This window comes from Shigella sp. FJ200513 (genome assembly GCF_040495915.1).
Taxonomy (GTDB): Bacteria; Pseudomonadota; Gammaproteobacteria; order Enterobacterales; family Enterobacteriaceae; genus ECMA0423.
Genome location: NZ_JBDYCV010000024.1, coordinates 1 through 16,322 on the forward strand (window position 1 = coordinate 1; position 16,322 = coordinate 16,322).

At 52.3% G+C, this 16,322-nt stretch carries 11 protein-coding genes and 1 pseudogene; 9 read left to right on the top strand and 3 right to left on the bottom strand.

The window, feature by feature from the left end:
- Window positions 1–42 precede the first annotated feature (42 nt).
- Window positions 43–597, top strand: a pseudogene (gene pinE, locus ABZJ92_RS07615) (site-specific DNA recombinase).
- A 338-nt stretch (window positions 598–935) separates the two neighbouring features.
- Here pinE and ABZJ92_RS07620 read toward each other — a convergent pair.
- Window positions 936–1,784: a MurR/RpiR family transcriptional regulator gene (locus ABZJ92_RS07620; protein WP_001013778.1), complete on the bottom strand. Its 849-nt coding sequence runs from the start codon at window positions 1,782–1,784 to the stop codon at window positions 936–938.
- Between the two features lie 208 nt (window positions 1,785–1,992).
- On the opposite strand from ABZJ92_RS07620, the gene yfhb reads away from it, so the two are divergent.
- Both yfhb and tadA read left to right on the top strand, forming a co-directional pair.
- Window positions 1,993–2,628 carry a phosphatidylglycerophosphatase C gene (gene yfhb / locus ABZJ92_RS07625; RefSeq protein WP_000190655.1) on the top strand — a complete coding sequence of 212 codons (636 nt, stop codon included), beginning with the start codon at window positions 1,993–1,995 and terminating at the stop codon, window positions 2,626–2,628.
- 57 nt (window positions 2,629–2,685) lie between these two features.
- On the top strand, window positions 2,686–3,189 hold the full coding sequence (gene tadA, locus ABZJ92_RS07630) for a tRNA adenosine(34) deaminase TadA (RefSeq protein WP_001297409.1): 504 nt from the start codon (window positions 2,686–2,688) through the stop codon (window positions 3,187–3,189).
- Here the strand turns inward: tadA and mltF are convergent.
- Window positions 3,186–4,742 (bottom strand): membrane-bound lytic murein transglycosylase MltF, encoded by a 1,557-nt coding sequence (gene mltF, locus ABZJ92_RS07635; RefSeq protein ID WP_000734212.1) that lies wholly within the window; start codon window positions 4,740–4,742, stop codon window positions 3,186–3,188. The genes tadA and mltF overlap by 4 nt on opposite strands.
- Before the next feature lie 258 nt (window positions 4,743–5,000).
- Between mltF and purL the strand changes: the two genes are divergently transcribed.
- The 5 genes from purL (at window position 5,001) to glnB (ending at window position 13,474) form a co-directional block, all read left to right on the top strand.
- Window positions 5,001–8,888, top strand: a complete 3,888-nt coding sequence (purL, locus tag ABZJ92_RS07640; RefSeq protein ID WP_000970142.1) for a phosphoribosylformylglycinamidine synthase — start codon at window positions 5,001–5,003, stop codon at window positions 8,886–8,888.
- A 557-nt stretch (window positions 8,889–9,445) separates the two neighbouring features.
- Entirely contained in the window at window positions 9,446–10,873 is a 1,428-nt protein-coding gene (gene qseE / locus ABZJ92_RS07645) for a two component system sensor histidine kinase QseE/GlrK (RefSeq protein WP_005047325.1), read from the top strand.
- 164 nt (window positions 10,874–11,037) lie between these two features.
- Window positions 11,038–11,751, top strand: a complete 714-nt coding sequence (gene qseG / locus ABZJ92_RS07650) for a two-component system QseEF-associated lipoprotein QseG (protein WP_001215861.1) — start codon at window positions 11,038–11,040, stop codon at window positions 11,749–11,751.
- Entirely contained in the window at window positions 11,741–13,075 is a 1,335-nt protein-coding gene (gene glrR / locus ABZJ92_RS07655) for a two-component system response regulator GlrR (RefSeq protein ID WP_005047323.1), read from the top strand. Before qseG ends, glrR begins: the two co-directional genes overlap by 11 nt.
- Window positions 13,076–13,135: 60 nt before the next feature.
- Window positions 13,136–13,474 (top strand): nitrogen regulatory protein P-II, encoded by a 339-nt coding sequence (gene glnB, locus ABZJ92_RS07660; RefSeq protein WP_000717694.1) that lies wholly within the window; start codon window positions 13,136–13,138, stop codon window positions 13,472–13,474.
- Window positions 13,475–13,518: 44 nt separating this feature from the next.
- Here glnB and hmpA read toward each other — a convergent pair whose 3' ends face one another.
- Window positions 13,519–14,709 (bottom strand): NO-inducible flavohemoprotein, encoded by a 1,191-nt coding sequence (gene hmpA / locus ABZJ92_RS07665; RefSeq protein ID WP_000883129.1) that lies wholly within the window; start codon window positions 14,707–14,709, stop codon window positions 13,519–13,521.
- A 326-nt stretch (window positions 14,710–15,035) separates the two neighbouring features.
- On the opposite strand from hmpA, the gene glyA reads away from it, so the two are divergent.
- Window positions 15,036–16,289, top strand: coding sequence for a serine hydroxymethyltransferase (glyA, locus tag ABZJ92_RS07670; protein WP_000919159.1), 1,254 nt, complete (start codon window positions 15,036–15,038; stop codon window positions 16,287–16,289).
- Window positions 16,290–16,322 lie beyond the last annotated feature (33 nt).

Consider the following 16,322-nt stretch of genomic DNA (forward strand, 5'->3'; position numbering starts at 1 on the left):
CCCGACTTTTGACGCAGTGTCTTGTTAACAGGGGGATTTACCATGCTTATTGGCTATGTACGCGTATCAACAAATGACCAGAATACCGATCTACAACGTAATGCGTTGAACTGTGCAGGATGCGAGCTGATTTTTGAAGACAAGATAAGTGGTACAAAGTCCGAAAGACCGGGGCTGAAAAAACTGCTCAAGACATTATCGGCAGGCGACACACTGGTTGTCTGGAAGCTGGATCGGCTGGGGCGCAGTATGCGGCATCTTGTCGTGCTGGTGGAGGCGTTGCGCGAACGAGGCATCAACTTTCGTAGTCTGACTGATTCAATTGATACCAGCACACCAATGGGACGCTTTTTCTTCCATGTGATGGGTGCCCTGGCTGAAATGGAACGTGAACTGATTGTTGAACGAACAAAAGCAGGACTGGAAGCTGCTCGCGCACAGGGACGAATTGGCGGTCGCCGTCCCAAACTTTCACCAGAATAATGGGCGCAGGCCGGGCGACTAATTGCATCAGGAGTTTCTCGCCAGAAGGTGGCGATCATCTATGATGTTGGCGAATCGACTTTGTATAAGAGGTTTCCAGCCAGGGTTATATAAAACCGCAGACACGGCGTATACAAGAACGTGCTACGGTTGACTGAAAAGTTAATGTTGTATGTCACAGGCCTTTTGCGCCGTAAAGCCCCGTCCTTTAGGGCGCGGAGGACGTTAAAGAAAGTGGTGTTCTTTGTGTTGCTGAACTTATGCAAAATTTTTTTGCACCATAAATCCAACAACACATTCAATAACACATTGCTGTATCACTATGAAAATAAATGTGTTTTTATTTGATTTCACACATATCACAATTGATGCATTTTTTAGTGATTAACAGCGCCATAAGGAAACTCTCAAAACAACACAAACCGGGCGGGCATTATACGCGCATTCTTTACTCAGACCAGTTTTTTCACCAGCGCTTCACTATGACGAATACGTTCTGGTGCCAGTTCCAGATCCTGCTGAATCAGCGCAATGAACAGCAAATCCGTTAACATTCCCTGAGCGTGACAAGCAGAGATTGAAGCACTGTTTGTCGCTTGTTCTTCGGCAATGGTATACAGGCAATGAGAAGCACGCTGTTGCAGGGCATTCGGAGTAAAGCCGGTAATCGCCAGCACTTTTCCGCCCACTCGCAGCATCTCATCTGCCGCCAGGTTTAACTCGCGTCGTACACCGGTGTAGGAAATGGCTAATAACAGATCGTCAGGGGACGACGCCTGTACTGTTGCGAGTAGCGCATGCATATCGCGCAGTGCGGCAGCATTGAAGCCAATCTTCATCAGCTTCCAGGCAAAGTTTTGCGCCACCAGACCCGAAGCGCCAATACCGGTCAGAATTATCCGCCGCGCAGAGCGCAACATTGTTACGCATTCATGCAGTTTCTCTTCACTATTAACGTTTAGCGTTGCGTACATAGCGGCGGTATTTTCTTTAATCAGTTTTTCGCCGACCAGCCGTAACGGATCATCACCGCGGATTTGGTTATGAATGGGCACGGAGGGCGATTCCGGCTGGCTTGCCAGCGCTTCACTCAACGCCAACTTAAGCGCCGGAAAACCTTTATAGCCGAGTTTTTGCGCGAACTTCACGACGCTGGACTGACTGACTCCGGCTTCGTTGGCCAGTTGCTGAGAGCTTAAATGGCGCGCCGTATCAGGTTGTAGCAGCAGATAATCCGCCAGTTTTTTATCACTCTGGGCAAGCCCTTGGTAACGCTGACGGATACGAAGTAAGCCGTTCATATCTTTCCTCGCGATGAAATAGTGGCGACAACAGGCAATATGAGACACACGCGAGTGAATTTTATATTCCATTGCCGCTAATTGCCATGAATTAAAAATTCCAGTTAGCCATGATGCGGTCGATTGTTGCCGGAAAAGTGATGATCTATCTGTTAGGCTATGTAGTAGCGAAAATTAATCAGGATGTTTCAGTCCAGAGGAGTATGGTTTGGCAACTCACGAGCGTCGTGTGGTGTTTTTTGACTTAGATGGAACATTGCATCAGCAGGATATGTTCGGCAGTTTTCTGCGCTATTTACTGCGTCGCCAACCGCTGAATGCGTTACTTGTCCTGCCGTTGTTACCGATTATAGCCATTGCGTTATTGATAAAAGGTCGTGCGGCACGCTGGCCGATGAGTCTGCTTCTGTGGGGGTGCACTTTTGGTCACAGCGAAGCACGTTTACAGACGTTGCAGGCCGATTTCGTGCGCTGGTTTCGCGACAATGTTACCGCCTTTCCGCTGGTTCAGGAGCGATTAACCACCTACCTGTTAAGTTCCGATGCTGATATCTGGTTGATTACCGGCTCTCCGCAGCCGCTGGTTGAAGCGGTTTATTTCGATACGCCCTGGCTGCCGCGGGTTAATCTTATCGCCAGCCAAATTCAGCGTGGCTATGGTGGTTGGGTATTGACGATGCGTTGTCTGGGACATGAAAAGGTCGCACAACTGGAGCGCAAAATCGGCACGCCGCTGCGGCTGTACAGTGGCTATAGCGACAGTAATCAGGACAATCCGCTGCTTTATTTCTGTCAGCATCGTTGGCGAGTAACCCCGCGCGGTGAACTCCAGCAACTGGAATAGAGTAAAGCATAGCGTCCGTGTATAATGCGCCGCGCTTTTATAACCGGAGTTTTCTTTTTGTCTGAAGTCGAATTTAGCCACGAATATTGGATGCGTCACGCGCTGACGCTGGCGAAACGTGCCTGGGATGAGCGGGAAGTGCCGGTCGGCGCGGTATTAGTGCATAACAATCGGGTAATCGGCGAAGGCTGGAACCGCCCGATTGGTCGCCATGATCCCACCGCACATGCAGAAATCATGGCCCTGCGGCAGGGTGGTCTGGTGATGCAAAATTATCGTCTGATCGACGCCACGTTGTATGTCACGCTTGAACCATGTGTAATGTGTGCCGGAGCGATGATCCACAGTCGCATTGGTCGCGTGGTCTTTGGTGCGCGTGACGCGAAAACTGGCGCTGCGGGATCTTTAATGGATGTGCTGCATCATCCGGGTATGAATCACCGAGTGGAAATTACGGAAGGAATACTGGCGGATGAGTGCGCGGCGTTGCTCAGTGACTTCTTTCGCATGCGCCGCCAGGAAATTAAAGCGCAGAAAAAAGCGCAATCCTCGACGGATTAATTTTGTTTCTCTTCACTCCCTTTCCTGGAAAACAGCAGAGAGGGAGAATGGGTCAAATAGTTTGATGACGACTGGGAAAGAAACGAGAGAAAAGGAAATTTCTCTTTGCCCAACTCCGTAGGCGATACCGCCGGATAATCCTGCGCCAGTTGCATCGCCGCTTCTGTAGCCTGCTTCTCTTTCTCTTGCAGATAACCCACCAGGCTAATCTGATACTTACGAATATTTTCGACATAAGCGTAGGCTTCATGCCCACGAGCGTAGCCGTAAGTCAGCTTGCTGTAATAGGGTTTCTGGCTAAGTAAAGGCAGACGCTGTTTTACGTCAGCCCAACTGTCAGGATTCCCTTTGGTTTTTGCCGTCAGGGCGCGGGCATCCAGCATATGCGCATAGCCCATATTGTACGCAGCGAGGGCAAACCAGATCCGTTCGTTCTCCGGCACACTTTCCGGCACTTTACTCATCATATCCTGCAAATAACGCACGCCACCGCTGATGCTCTGTTCGGCATCGGTACGATCCGTAATGCCGAGGCTTTGCGCGGTATTTTTGGTTAACATCATCATGCCGCGCACACCCGTCGGTGAAGTGGCCTGTGCATCCCAGTGCGATTCCTGATAAGCAATAGCGGCCAGCAAACGCCAGTCAATTTCTTCGGCGTATTTCTCAAACAGGGGCTTTAACTGCGGCAGTACCGCATCGACGGCGCGTAAAAATGTGCGCGTATCGACGTAATCAAAATCATCGCCATGCCCCAGGTATTTCTCTTCAATGCGTGCCAGCGTACCGTCTTCATTCATTTCGTTGAAGAAGTCGAGCAGGGCGGCGGAAAGGGTATTATCGCCATCTAACGGGCTAAACCAAGTCACCGGTTGTTCATCGGTGATATCGAGCGCTACGGCGAGCTCCGGGTGAACGCGCTGAAACAGGCTGATGGCGACAGAATCAGCAATGGTGTAATCGAGTTTTCCTTCGATGACATCTTCCATTAATTCCGCAGAGCCTTTTTTGTCGTCTACCTTCCAGCTTAATTCCGGGAATTTTGTTTCTTTCAGGGTCTGGAGATCGTTAACTACCACATGACCCGGTGCAACGGTGAGTTGCTCCGCCGTCAGGTTGCCCAGCGTACGTGGGCGATACTGACCCACTTTATAAACCAGTTGTTGTGACACGGAATAATAGGTAGGGCCAGGCTGATAATTTTTTACCCGCTCACTGTTATAGACCAGTCCTGCCGCCAGCAGGTCGGCGTTACCATTATCAAGGTCGTCAAACAGCTGGCTGATATTCTGCCGCACGGTCACTTTCAGTTTTACGCCGAGGTAATCGGCAAACTGTTTCGCCAGTTCGTAATCCAGGCCAAAAGGTTTCCCGTTGATTTCGTTATAAGTCAGGGGAGTATGAATGGTGCTCACACGCAACTCTCCCCGCGCTTGAATGGCGGCGATACGGTTGTCGGCTTTACCAAACCAGGGAATGGATGGCCAGAGAGCGACCGCGAGCAGCAGTGCCAGAATGCCGATGAACAGATAATTAATCTTTAATTTTTTCAATTAGTTAATTCTCTGTGTCGTGCGCGTCCCAGCTTGAAAAAACGTAATAATAGTGAAAGGTTTACTCATAAATGAGCGGCATTTTGCGTAAACCTGCGCCAGATGGCAACTTATTACAGCCATTGGCGGCACGCGTTGCTAATTCACGATGGTGATTTTATTTCCACGCAAACGGTTTCGTCAGCGCATCAGATTCTTTATAATGACGCCCGTTTCCCCCCCCTTGGGTACACCGAAAGCTTAGAAGACGAGAGACTTATGATGGAAATTCTGCGTGGTTCGCCTGCACTGTCGGCATTCCGAATCAACAAACTGCTGGCACGTTTTCAGGCTGCCAGGCTCCCGGTTCACAATATTTACGCCGAGTATGTCCATTTTGCTGACCTCAATGCGCCGTTAAACGATGATGAGCACGCACAACTTGAACGCCTGCTGAAATATGGTCCGGCACTCGCCAGCCACGCCCCGCAAGGCAAACTCCTGCTGGTGACCCCGCGTCCTGGCACCATCTCTCCCTGGTCTTCGAAAGCGACCGATATTGCCCATAACTGCGGGCTACAACAGGTAAACCGCCTTGAGCGCGGCGTTGCTTACTATATAGAAGCCGGTACGCTGACCAATGAACAATGGCAGCAGGTTACCGCTGAACTGCACGACCGCATGATGGAAACGGTCTTTTTTGATTTAGATGATGCAGAGCAGTTGTTTGCCCACCATCAACCGACTCCGGTCACAAGCGTTGATTTGCTGGGGCAGGGCCGTCAGGCGCTGATCGACGCTAACCTGCGTCTTGGCTTGGCTCTGGCGGAAGATGAAATTGACTATCTGCAGGATGCTTTCACAAAGCTTGGTCGTAACCCGAACGACATCGAGCTGTATATGTTCGCTCAGGCGAACTCTGAGCACTGCCGCCACAAAATTTTTAACGCCGACTGGATTATCGACGGTGAACAACAGCCGAAATCGCTGTTCAGGATGATCAAAAATACTTTCGAAACCACGCCAGATCACGTTCTCTCTGCTTATAAAGATAACGCCGCCGTAATGGAAGGTTCTGAAGTGGGCCGCTACTTTGCTGACCACGAAACGGGCCGCTACAATTTCCATCAGGAACCGGCGCACATCCTGATGAAAGTCGAAACTCACAACCACCCGACGGCGATTTCTCCGTGGCCGGGCGCGGCGACCGGTTCCGGCGGTGAAATCCGCGATGAAGGTGCCACCGGGCGCGGCGCGAAGCCGAAAGCTGGTTTGGTTGGTTTCTCCGTATCCAACCTGCGAATTCCTGGCTTCGAACAGCCGTGGGAAGAAGATTTCGGTAAGCCTGAGCGCATTGTTACCGCGCTGGACATCATGACCGAAGGCCCGCTGGGCGGTGCGGCGTTTAACAACGAATTTGGTCGTCCGGCACTGAACGGCTACTTCCGTACTTATGAAGAAAAAGTGAACAGCCACAATGGCGAAGAGCTGCGCGGTTATCACAAACCGATCATGCTGGCGGGCGGGATCGGCAACATTCGCGCCGATCACGTACAAAAAGGCGAGATCAACGTCGGTGCGAAGCTGGTCGTTCTCGGCGGCCCGGCAATGAACATCGGTCTTGGCGGCGGCGCGGCGTCTTCCATGGCGTCTGGTCAGTCTGATGCCGACCTCGACTTTGCTTCCGTACAGCGCGACAACCCGGAGATGGAGCGTCGTTGCCAGGAAGTGATCGACCGTTGCTGGCAGCTTGGTGATGCTAACCCAATTCTGTTTATCCACGACGTCGGTGCGGGCGGTCTTTCTAACGCGATGCCGGAGCTGGTGAGCGACGGCGGACGCGGCGGTAAATTTGAACTGCGCGATATTCTAAGCGACGAACCGGGCATGAGCCCGCTGGAAATCTGGTGTAACGAATCCCAGGAACGCTACGTGCTGGCGGTTGCTGCCGATCAATTACCGCTGTTTGACGAACTGTGTAAGCGTGAGCGCGCACCCTACGCGGTGATTGGTGAAGCGACCGAAGAACTGCATCTTTCTCTGCACGATCGTCATTTTGATAATCAGCCGATCGATCTGCCGCTGGACGTCCTGCTTGGTAAAACGCCGAAGATGACCCGCGATGTACAAACGCTGAAAGCGAAGGGCGATGCGCTGGTCCGTGAAGGGATCACCATTGCAGACGCGGTGAAACGCGTACTGCATCTGCCGACCGTGGCGGAGAAAACTTTCCTGGTGACCATCGGTGACCGCAGCGTAACCGGCATGGTGGCGCGCGATCAGATGGTGGGGCCGTGGCAGGTGCCGGTCGCTAACTGCGCGGTCACTACCGCCAGCCTCGACAGCTACTACGGTGAAGCGATGGCGATTGGCGAGCGTGCGCCGGTTGCGCTGCTGGATTTCGCCGCCTCTGCCCGTCTGGCGGTCGGTGAAGCGTTAACCAATATTGCCGCAACACAGATTGGCGATATCAAACGCATTAAACTTTCCGCCAACTGGATGGCGGCGGCAGGCCACCCTGGTGAAGATGCGGGCCTGTATGAAGCCGTTAAAGCCGTGGGTGAAGAACTTTGTCCGGCGCTGGGCCTGACGATCCCGGTGGGTAAAGACTCTATGTCGATGAAAACCCGCTGGCAGGAAGGTAACGAAGAGCGCGAAATGACGTCGCCGCTGTCGCTGGTGATTTCTGCATTTGCCCGCGTGGAAGATGTACGTCACACCATCACGCCGCAGCTTTGTACCGAAGATAACGCACTGCTGCTGATTGATTTGGGCAAAGGCAATAACGCGCTGGGCGCAACGGCGCTGGCGCAGGTTTATCGTCAGCTTGGCGACAAACCGGCAGATGTACGCGATGTTGTCCAACTGAAAGGCTTCTATGACGCGATTCAGGCGCTGGTTGCACAGCGTAAGCTGCTGGCGTATCACGACCGCTCTGATGGAGGCCTGCTGGTAACGCTGGCGGAAATGGCCTTTGCAGGTCATTGTGGCATTGACGCGGATATCGCCTCTCTGGGTGACGATCGCCTGGCGGCGTTGTTTAACGAAGAACTGGGTGCGGTGATTCAGGTTCGTGCCGCTGACCGTGAAGCGGTCGAGTCCGTACTGGCACAGCATGGGCTTGCGGATTGCGTCCATTATGTTGGGCAGGCGGTTTCCGGTGACCGTTTTGTGATTACCGCCAACGGGCAGACTGTATTCAGCGAAAGCCGCACTACGTTGCGTGTCTGGTGGGCAGAAACTACCTGGCAGATGCAGCGCCTGCGTGACAACCCGGAGTGTGCCGATCAGGAGCATCAGGCGAAATCTAACGACGCCGATCCGGGCCTGAATGTAAAACTGTCGTTCGATATCAACGAAGATGTGGCAGCACCGTATATTGCCACTGGCGCACGTCCGAAAGTTGCCGTACTGCGTGAGCAGGGCGTGAACTCGCATGTTGAAATGGCGGCAGCTTTCCAACGTGGGGGCTTTGATGCTATCGACGTGCATATGAGCGACCTGCTGACTGGACGTACGGGACTGGAGGATTTTCACGCCCTGGTCGCGTGCGGAGGTTTCTCCTACGGTGATGTGCTGGGTGCCGGTGAAGGTTGGGCGAAGTCTATCCTGTTCAATGACCGTGTACGCGATGAGTTTGCAACCTTCTTCCATCGTCCGCAAACGCTGGCCCTGGGGGTATGTAACGGTTGCCAGATGATGTCTAACCTGCGTGAACTGATCCCGGGGAGTGAGTTGTGGCCACGTTTTGTGCGTAACACCTCCGATCGCTTTGAAGCGCGTTTCAGCCTGGTTGAAGTAACCCAAAGCCCGTCTCTGCTGTTGCAGGGGATGGTGGGCTCGCAAATGCCGATTGCTGTCTCTCATGGTGAAGGGCGCGTGGAAGTGCGTGATGCGGCGCATCTGGCGGCACTGGAAAGCAAAGGGCTGGTGGCACTGCGCTATGTCGATAACTTCGGCAAAGTCACTGAAACCTACCCGGCTAACCCGAACGGTTCACCGAACGGTATTACGGCGGTTACGACTGAAAGTGGTCGAGTCACCATTATGATGCCGCACCCGGAACGTGTTTTCCGTACTGTCAGCAACTCCTGGCATCCGGAAAACTGGGGCGAGGATGGCCCATGGATGCGCATTTTCCGCAATGCGCGTAAGCAGTTGGGGTAAGTCATCAGTTCATTGGTTTTGCAGCCCGGATGCGGCATTAAGCACCAACCACTATCATAAGCTCCCAACTCCGGGAGCTTTTTTGTGTCTGTAAATCACGACAATGGGTGGTTTACCGTGTCGCTTTCTGGCGACACTTAAATGATTGATTTTATTGCAATCTAATAAGTTTATCTTAAGTTGTCTCTTTTTAGCGACACAGTGGCTGATTTACATTCAAATAGCGAAGAAGCCATAAATCCCTCAAAGCAACGTATAATCAGTACGTTACCAAACTATTTTCTTTATTGGCACAGTTACTGCATAATAGTAAGCAGTGGCTCATTCACCGACTTATGTCAGCCCCTTCGGGACGTGCTACATAAAATTCGAATGACGCACAACAAGGTGCCTGCCGTCCAACTTCTGATATCAGCGTAGCTATATCAACCATCGGGCGAAACGTCGAGTTAGGCACCGCCTTATTCCATAACAAAGCCGGGTAATTCCCGGCTTTGTTGTATCTGAACTTCCCCTCGGTTAGCATCAGGCTATTCGCGTCTGACGAGAGTAACACCTTGAAACGCTGGCCCGTTTTTCCCCGCTCATTACGACAACTGGTAATGCTGGCATTTTTGCTAATTCTACTACCCCTGTTGGTGCTGGCATGGCAAGCCTGGCAAAGCCTGAATGCGCTTAGCGATCAGGCGGCGCTGGTTAACCGCACTACGCTTATTGATGCCCGGCGTAGTGAAGCGATGACCAACGCGGCGCTGGAGATGGAGCGTAGCTACCGTCAGTATTGCGTGCTGGACGACCCTACGCTTGCGAAGGTTTATCAAAGCCAGCGCAAGCGTTACAGCGAAATGCTCGATGCCCACGCAGGCGTACTGCCAGACGATAAACTTTACCAGGCATTGCGTCAGGATTTGAACAATCTGGCCCAACTTCAGTGTAACAACAGTGGTCCCGATGCTGCCGCCGCCGCGCGTCTTGAAGCCTTTGCCAGTGCCAATACCGAAATGGTGCAGGCCACGCGCACAGTGGTGTTCTCTCGTGGGCAGCAACTTCAGCGTGAAATCGCCGAACGTGGGCAATATTTTGGTTGGCAATCGCTGGTGCTATTTCTGGTGAGTCTGGTGATGGTGCTACTTTTCACGCGGATGATTATCGGGCCGGTGAAAAATATCGAGCGCATGATCAACCGTCTGGGGGAAGGGCGTTCTCTGGGCAATAGCGTTTCGTTCTGTGGACCGAGCGAGTTACGCTCGGTTGGGCAACGTATTCTTTGGTTAAGTGAGCGCCTGTCATGGCTGGAATCCCAACGCCATCAATTTTTAAGACATTTATCTCATGAATTAAAAACGCCACTGGCGAGTATGCGCGAGGGCACTGAATTACTGGCTGATCAGGTTGTCGGGCCGCTTACGCCAGAGCAAAAAGAGGTGGTGAGCATTCTTGATAGCAGCAGCTGCAATTTGCAAAAACTGATCGAACAACTGCTTGATTACAACCGTAAACAGGCGGACAGTGCGGTGGAACTGGAGAATGTTGAATTAGCACCGCTGGTGGAGACAGTGGTTTCTGCTCATAGCCTGCCCGCACGGGCTAAAATGATGCATACCGACGTCGATCTCAAAGCAACAGCTTGCCTGGCGGAGCCAATGCTGCTGATGAGCGTACTGGATAATCTTTACTCCAATGCGGTGCACTACGGGGCTGAATCCGGTAACATTTGCCTTCGCAGCAGTTTACATGGTGCGCGGGTTTATATTGATGTCATCAATACAGGCACGCCCATTCCGCAAGAGGAACGCGCCATGATCTTCGAACCCTTTTTTCAGGGAAGCCACCAGCGAAAAGGGGCGGTGAAGGGCAGCGGTCTGGGATTAAGCATTGCCAGGGATTGTATTCGCCGTATGCAAGGGGAACTGTATCTGGTCGACGAGAGCGGGCAAGACGTTTGTTTCCGCATTGAATTACCGTCGTCGAAAAACACGAAATAATGCTAACAGCCTATCCTATCAGGCTATTTTATTTGTCAGTTCGGCCCCGGGTAGTGCTCGAAATCTTCACGTACGATATGTACGCCCCGGTTTCTCCGCGCAGTCCATGTCCAGACTGTCTGCAACAATTACGCCCACTGGGATAGGCTTTAAGTCTGGTGAATATGCGACACATTTTTCAACGATTATTGCCCCGACGGCTGTGGCTGGCAGGGCTGCCATGTCTGGCATTGCTGGGTTGCGTGCAGAATCACAATAAGCCAGCCATTGATACGCCAGCAGAAGAAAAAATTCCGGTTTATCAACTGGCTGACTATCTTTCTACTGAATGTAGCGACATCTGGGCGCTGCAAGGTAAATCAACCGAAACCAATCCGCTTTACTGGCTGCGGGCGATGGATTGTGCTGATCGTTTAATGCCTGCGCAGTCGCGTCAGCAAGCTCGCCAATATGACGACGGCAGCTGGCAAAATACCTTTAAACAAGGGATTTTGCTCGCCGACGCCAAAATTACGCCGTATGAGCGCCGCCAGCTGGTCGCGCGTATTGAAGCGTTAAGTACCGAGATCCCGGCACAGGTTCGCCCACTGTATCAACTCTGGCGCGACGGTCAGGCGCTGCAACTGCAACTGGCGGAAGAGCGCCAACGTTACAGTAAACTCCAGCAGTCCAGCGACAGCGAGCTGGATACATTGCGCCAGCAACATCACGTTCTACAGCAGCAACTGGAACTCACCACCCGCAAGCTGGAAAACCTGACCGATATTGAACGCCAGCTCTCGACCCGCAAACCGGCTGGAAATTTCTCGCCGGATACGCCGCACGAGAGTGAAAAGCCCGCGCCATCCACCCATGAGGTCACTCCTGATGAGCCATAAACCTGCGCATTTATTATTGGTCGATGACGATCCGGGATTGCTGAAACTGCTTGGCCTGCGCCTGACCAGCGAAGGCTACAGTGTGGTCACGGCGGAAAGTGGCGCTGAAGGATTACGGGTACTGAATCGCGAAAAAGTAGATTTAGTTATCAGCGACCTGCGGATGGATGAAATGGACGGTATGCAGCTATTTGCTGAAATCCAGAAAGTGCAGCCGGGAATGCCAGTAATTATTCTTACTGCGCATGGTTCTATCCCCGATGCCGTTGCTGCAACACAGCAGGGCGTTTTTAGTTTCCTCACCAAGCCTGTCGATAAAGATGCGCTATATCAGGCAATTGACGATGCGCTGGAGCAATCCGCGCCAGCCACCGATGAACGCTGGCGCGAGGCAATTGTCACCCGCAGCCCGCTGATGCTGCGTTTGCTGGAACAGGCGCGGCTGGTGGCGCAATCAGACGTCAGCGTTTTGATTAACGGTCAGAGCGGCACCGGGAAAGAGATTTTCGCCCAGGCTATCCACAACGCCAGCCCGCGCAACAGCAAACCATTTATTGCTATTAACTGTGGCGCATTGCCCGAGCAATTGCTGGAGTCGGAGCTGTTTGGTCATGCGCGTGGCGCGTTTACTGGCGCTGTCAGCAATCGCGAAGGTTTATTCCAGGCGGCGGAAGGCGGAACGCTATTTCTCGATGAAATTGGCGATATGCCTGCGCCGTTACAGGTCAAACTGCTGCGCGTGTTGCAGGAGCGTAAAGTGCGCCCGCTGGGCAGTAACCGCGATATTGATATCAATGTGCGGATTATTTCTGCCACTCACCGTGATCTGTCAAAAGCGATGGCGCGCGGGGAATTCCGCGAAGATCTCTATTACCGCCTCAACGTTGTCAGCCTGAAAATTCCGGCACTGGCGGAGCGCACAGAAGACATTCCGCTACTGGCAAATCACCTGTTGCGCCAGGCGGCAGAGCGACATAAACCGTTTGTCCGCGCGTTCTCTACCGATGCGATGAAACGCCTGATGACCGCGAGCTGGCCGGGTAATGTGCGCCAGTTGGTCAACGTGATTGAACAGTGCGTGGCGCTGACCTCATCTCCGGTGATTAGTGATGCGCTGGTGGAGCAGGCGCTGGAGGGTGAAAATACGGCGCTGCCAACCTTTGTTGAGGCACGTAATCATTTTGAACTCAACTACTTGCGTAAGCTGCTGCAAATCACCAAAGGCAACGTCACCCACGCGGCGAGAATGGCGGGGCGCAACCGGACAGAATTTTATAAACTGCTTTCCCGACACGAGCTGGATGCAAACGATTTCAAGGAATGAATTGGCGTTATGTGTTACGTTTAGCAGATCAAAAGACAGGCAACCTTTTCAAGGAATAGCATGAAAAAGATTGATGCGATTATAAAACCCTTCAAGCTGGACGATGTCCGCGAAGCACTGGCCGAAGTCGGTATTACCGGCATGACGGTGACCGAAGTGAAAGGCTTTGGTCGCCAGAAAGGCCATACCGAGCTGTACCGCGGCGCGGAGTATATGGTGGATTTTCTGCCGAAAGTGAAAATTGAGATTGTCGTACCGGACGACATTGTCGATACCTGTGTCGATACCATTATTCGCACGGCGCAAACCGGCAAAATCGGTGACGGTAAAATCTTCGTCTTTGACGTGGCTCGGGTCATTCGCATCCGTACCGGTGAAGAGGACGACGCGGCAATTTAAACCGCGTCAAGGGTTGCCGGATGTTTCCATCCGGCAACATCAAATTACAGCACCTTATGCGGGCCAAAGCATTCGTAATGAATGTTTTCCTGCTTCACGCCCAGATCCACTAACTGTTTCGCGGTAAACTGCATGAAGCCAACCGGGCCGCAGAGATAGAACTGCATTGTCGGATCGCTGAACGCACCTTCCAGTTTGCTCAAATCCATCAGACCTTCGCTATCAAACTGACCTTTAGCGCGATCGGCTTCGCTCGGCTGACGATACCAGGTGTGCGCGGTAAAGCGCGGCAGTGACTGCCCCAGTTCCTTAACTTCATCAGCAAAGGCGTGAACTTCGCCATTTTCTGCCGCATGGAACCAGTTCACTTGTGCTGTGTGGCCTGCTTTTGCCAGCGTGTCGAGCATTGCCAGCATTGGCGTTTGACCAACACCGGTAGAGATTAACGTCACTGGTGTGTCATCTGCGACAGCCATAAAGAAATCACCTGCCGGAGCGACCAGTTTCACGACATCGCCAACATTGGCGTGATTGTGCAACCAGTTGGATACCTGCCCACCCTCTTCGCGTTTCACCGCGATACGATAGCCTTTGCCATCCGGTTTGCGAGTCAAAGAGTACTGACGAATTTCCTGATGCGGGAAACCTTCCGGCTTCAGCCAGACGCCGAGATATTGCCCCGGACGGTATTCTGCCACTGCGCCACCGTCGACCGGCTCCAGTTCGAAGCTGGTGATAAGCGCGCTGCGCGGTGTTTTAGCCACAATGCGGAAATCGCGAGTACCTTCCCAACCACCGGCTTTGCTGGCGTTTTCGTTATAGATTTCCGCCTCGCGATTGATAAATACATTAGCCAGTACACCATAGGCTTTACCCCACGCGTCCAGCACTTCCTGCCCCGGGCTGAACATTTCGTCCAGCGTTGCCAACAGGTGTTCACCGACGATGTTGTACTGTTCCGGTTTGATCTGGAAGCTGGTGTGCTTCTGCGCGATTTTTTCTACCGCTGGCAGCAGCGCAGGCAGGTTTTCAATATTACTGGCGTAGGCGGCAATAGCGTTAAACAGGGCTTCACGTTGATCGCCATTACGCTGGTTACTCATGTTAAAAATTTCTTTGAGTTCTGGGTTATGAGTAAACATACGGTCGTAGAAATGGGCGGTTAACTTTGGCCCCGTTTCCACCAGTAAAGGGATGGTGGCTTTTACTGTAGCGATGGTTTGAGCGTCAAGCATATGGTCTTCCTTTTTTGCATCTTAATTGATGTATCTCAAATGCATCTTATAAAAAATAGCCCTGCAATGTAAATGGTTCTTTGGTGTTTTTCAGAAAGAATGTGATGAAGTGAAAAATTTGCATCACAAACCTGAAAAGAAATCCGTTTCCGGTTGCAAGCTCTTTATTCTCCAAAGCCTTGCGTAGCCTGAAGGTAATCGTTTGCGTAAATTCCTTTGTCAAGACCTGTTATCGCACAATGATTCGGTTATACTGTTCGCCGTTGTCCAACAGGACCGCCTATAAAGGCCAAAAATTTTATTGTTAGCTGAGTCAGGAGATGCGGATGTTAAAGCGTGAAATGAACATTGCCGATTATGATGCCGAACTGTGGCAGGCTATGGAGCAGGAAAAAGTACGTCAGGAAGAGCACATCGAACTGATCGCCTCCGAAAACTACACCAGCCCGCGCGTAATGCAGGCGCAGGGTTCTCAGCTGACCAACAAATATGCTGAAGGTTATCCGGGCAAACGCTACTACGGCGGTTGCGAGTATGTTGATATCGTTGAACAACTGGCGATCGATCGTGCGAAAGAACTGTTCGGCGCTGACTACGCTAACGTCCAGCCGCACTCCGGCTCCCAGGCTAACTTTGCGGTCTACACCGCGCTGCTGGAACCAGGTGATACCGTTCTGGGTATGAACCTGGCGCATGGCGGTCACCTGACTCACGGTTCTCCGGTTAACTTCTCCGGTAAACTGTACAACATCGTTCCTTACGGTATCGATGCTACCGGTCATATCGATTACGCCGATCTGGAAAAACAAGCCAAAGAACACAAGCCGAAAATGATTATCGGTGGTTTCTCTGCATATTCCGGCGTGGTTGACTGGGCGAAAATGCGTGAAATCGCTGACAGCATCGGTGCTTATCTGTTCGTTGATATGGCGCACGTTGCGGGCCTGGTTGCTGCTGGCGTCTACCCGAACCCGGTTCCTCATGCTCACGTTGTTACTACCACCACTCACAAAACCCTGGCGGGTCCGCGCGGCGGCCTGATCTTGGCGAAAGGTGGTAGCGAAGAGCTGTACAAAAAACTGAACTCTGCCGTTTTCCCTGGTGGTCAGGGCGGTCCGTTGATGCACGTAATCGCCGGTAAAGCGGTTGCTCTGAAAGAAGCGATGGAGCCTGAGTTCAAAACTTACCAGCAGCAGGTCGCGAAAAACGCTAAAGCGATGGTAGAAGTGTTCCTCGAGCGCGGCTACAAAGTGGTTTCCGGCGGCACTGATAACCACCTGTTCCTGGTTGATCTGGTTGATAAAAACCTGACCGGTAAAGAAGCAGACGCCGCTCTGGGCCGTGCTAACATCACCGTCAACAAAAACAGCGTACCGAACGATCCGAAGAGCCCGTTTGTGACCTCCGGTATTCGTGTAGGTACTCCGGCGATTACCCGTCGCGGCTTTAAAGAAGCCGAAGCGAAAGAACTGGCTGGCTGGATGTGTGACGTGCTGGACAGCATCAATGATGAAGCCGTTATCGAGCGCATCAAAGGTAAAGTTCTCGACATCTGCGCACGTTACCCGGTTTACGCATAAGCGAAACGGTGATTTGCTGACAATGTGCTCGTT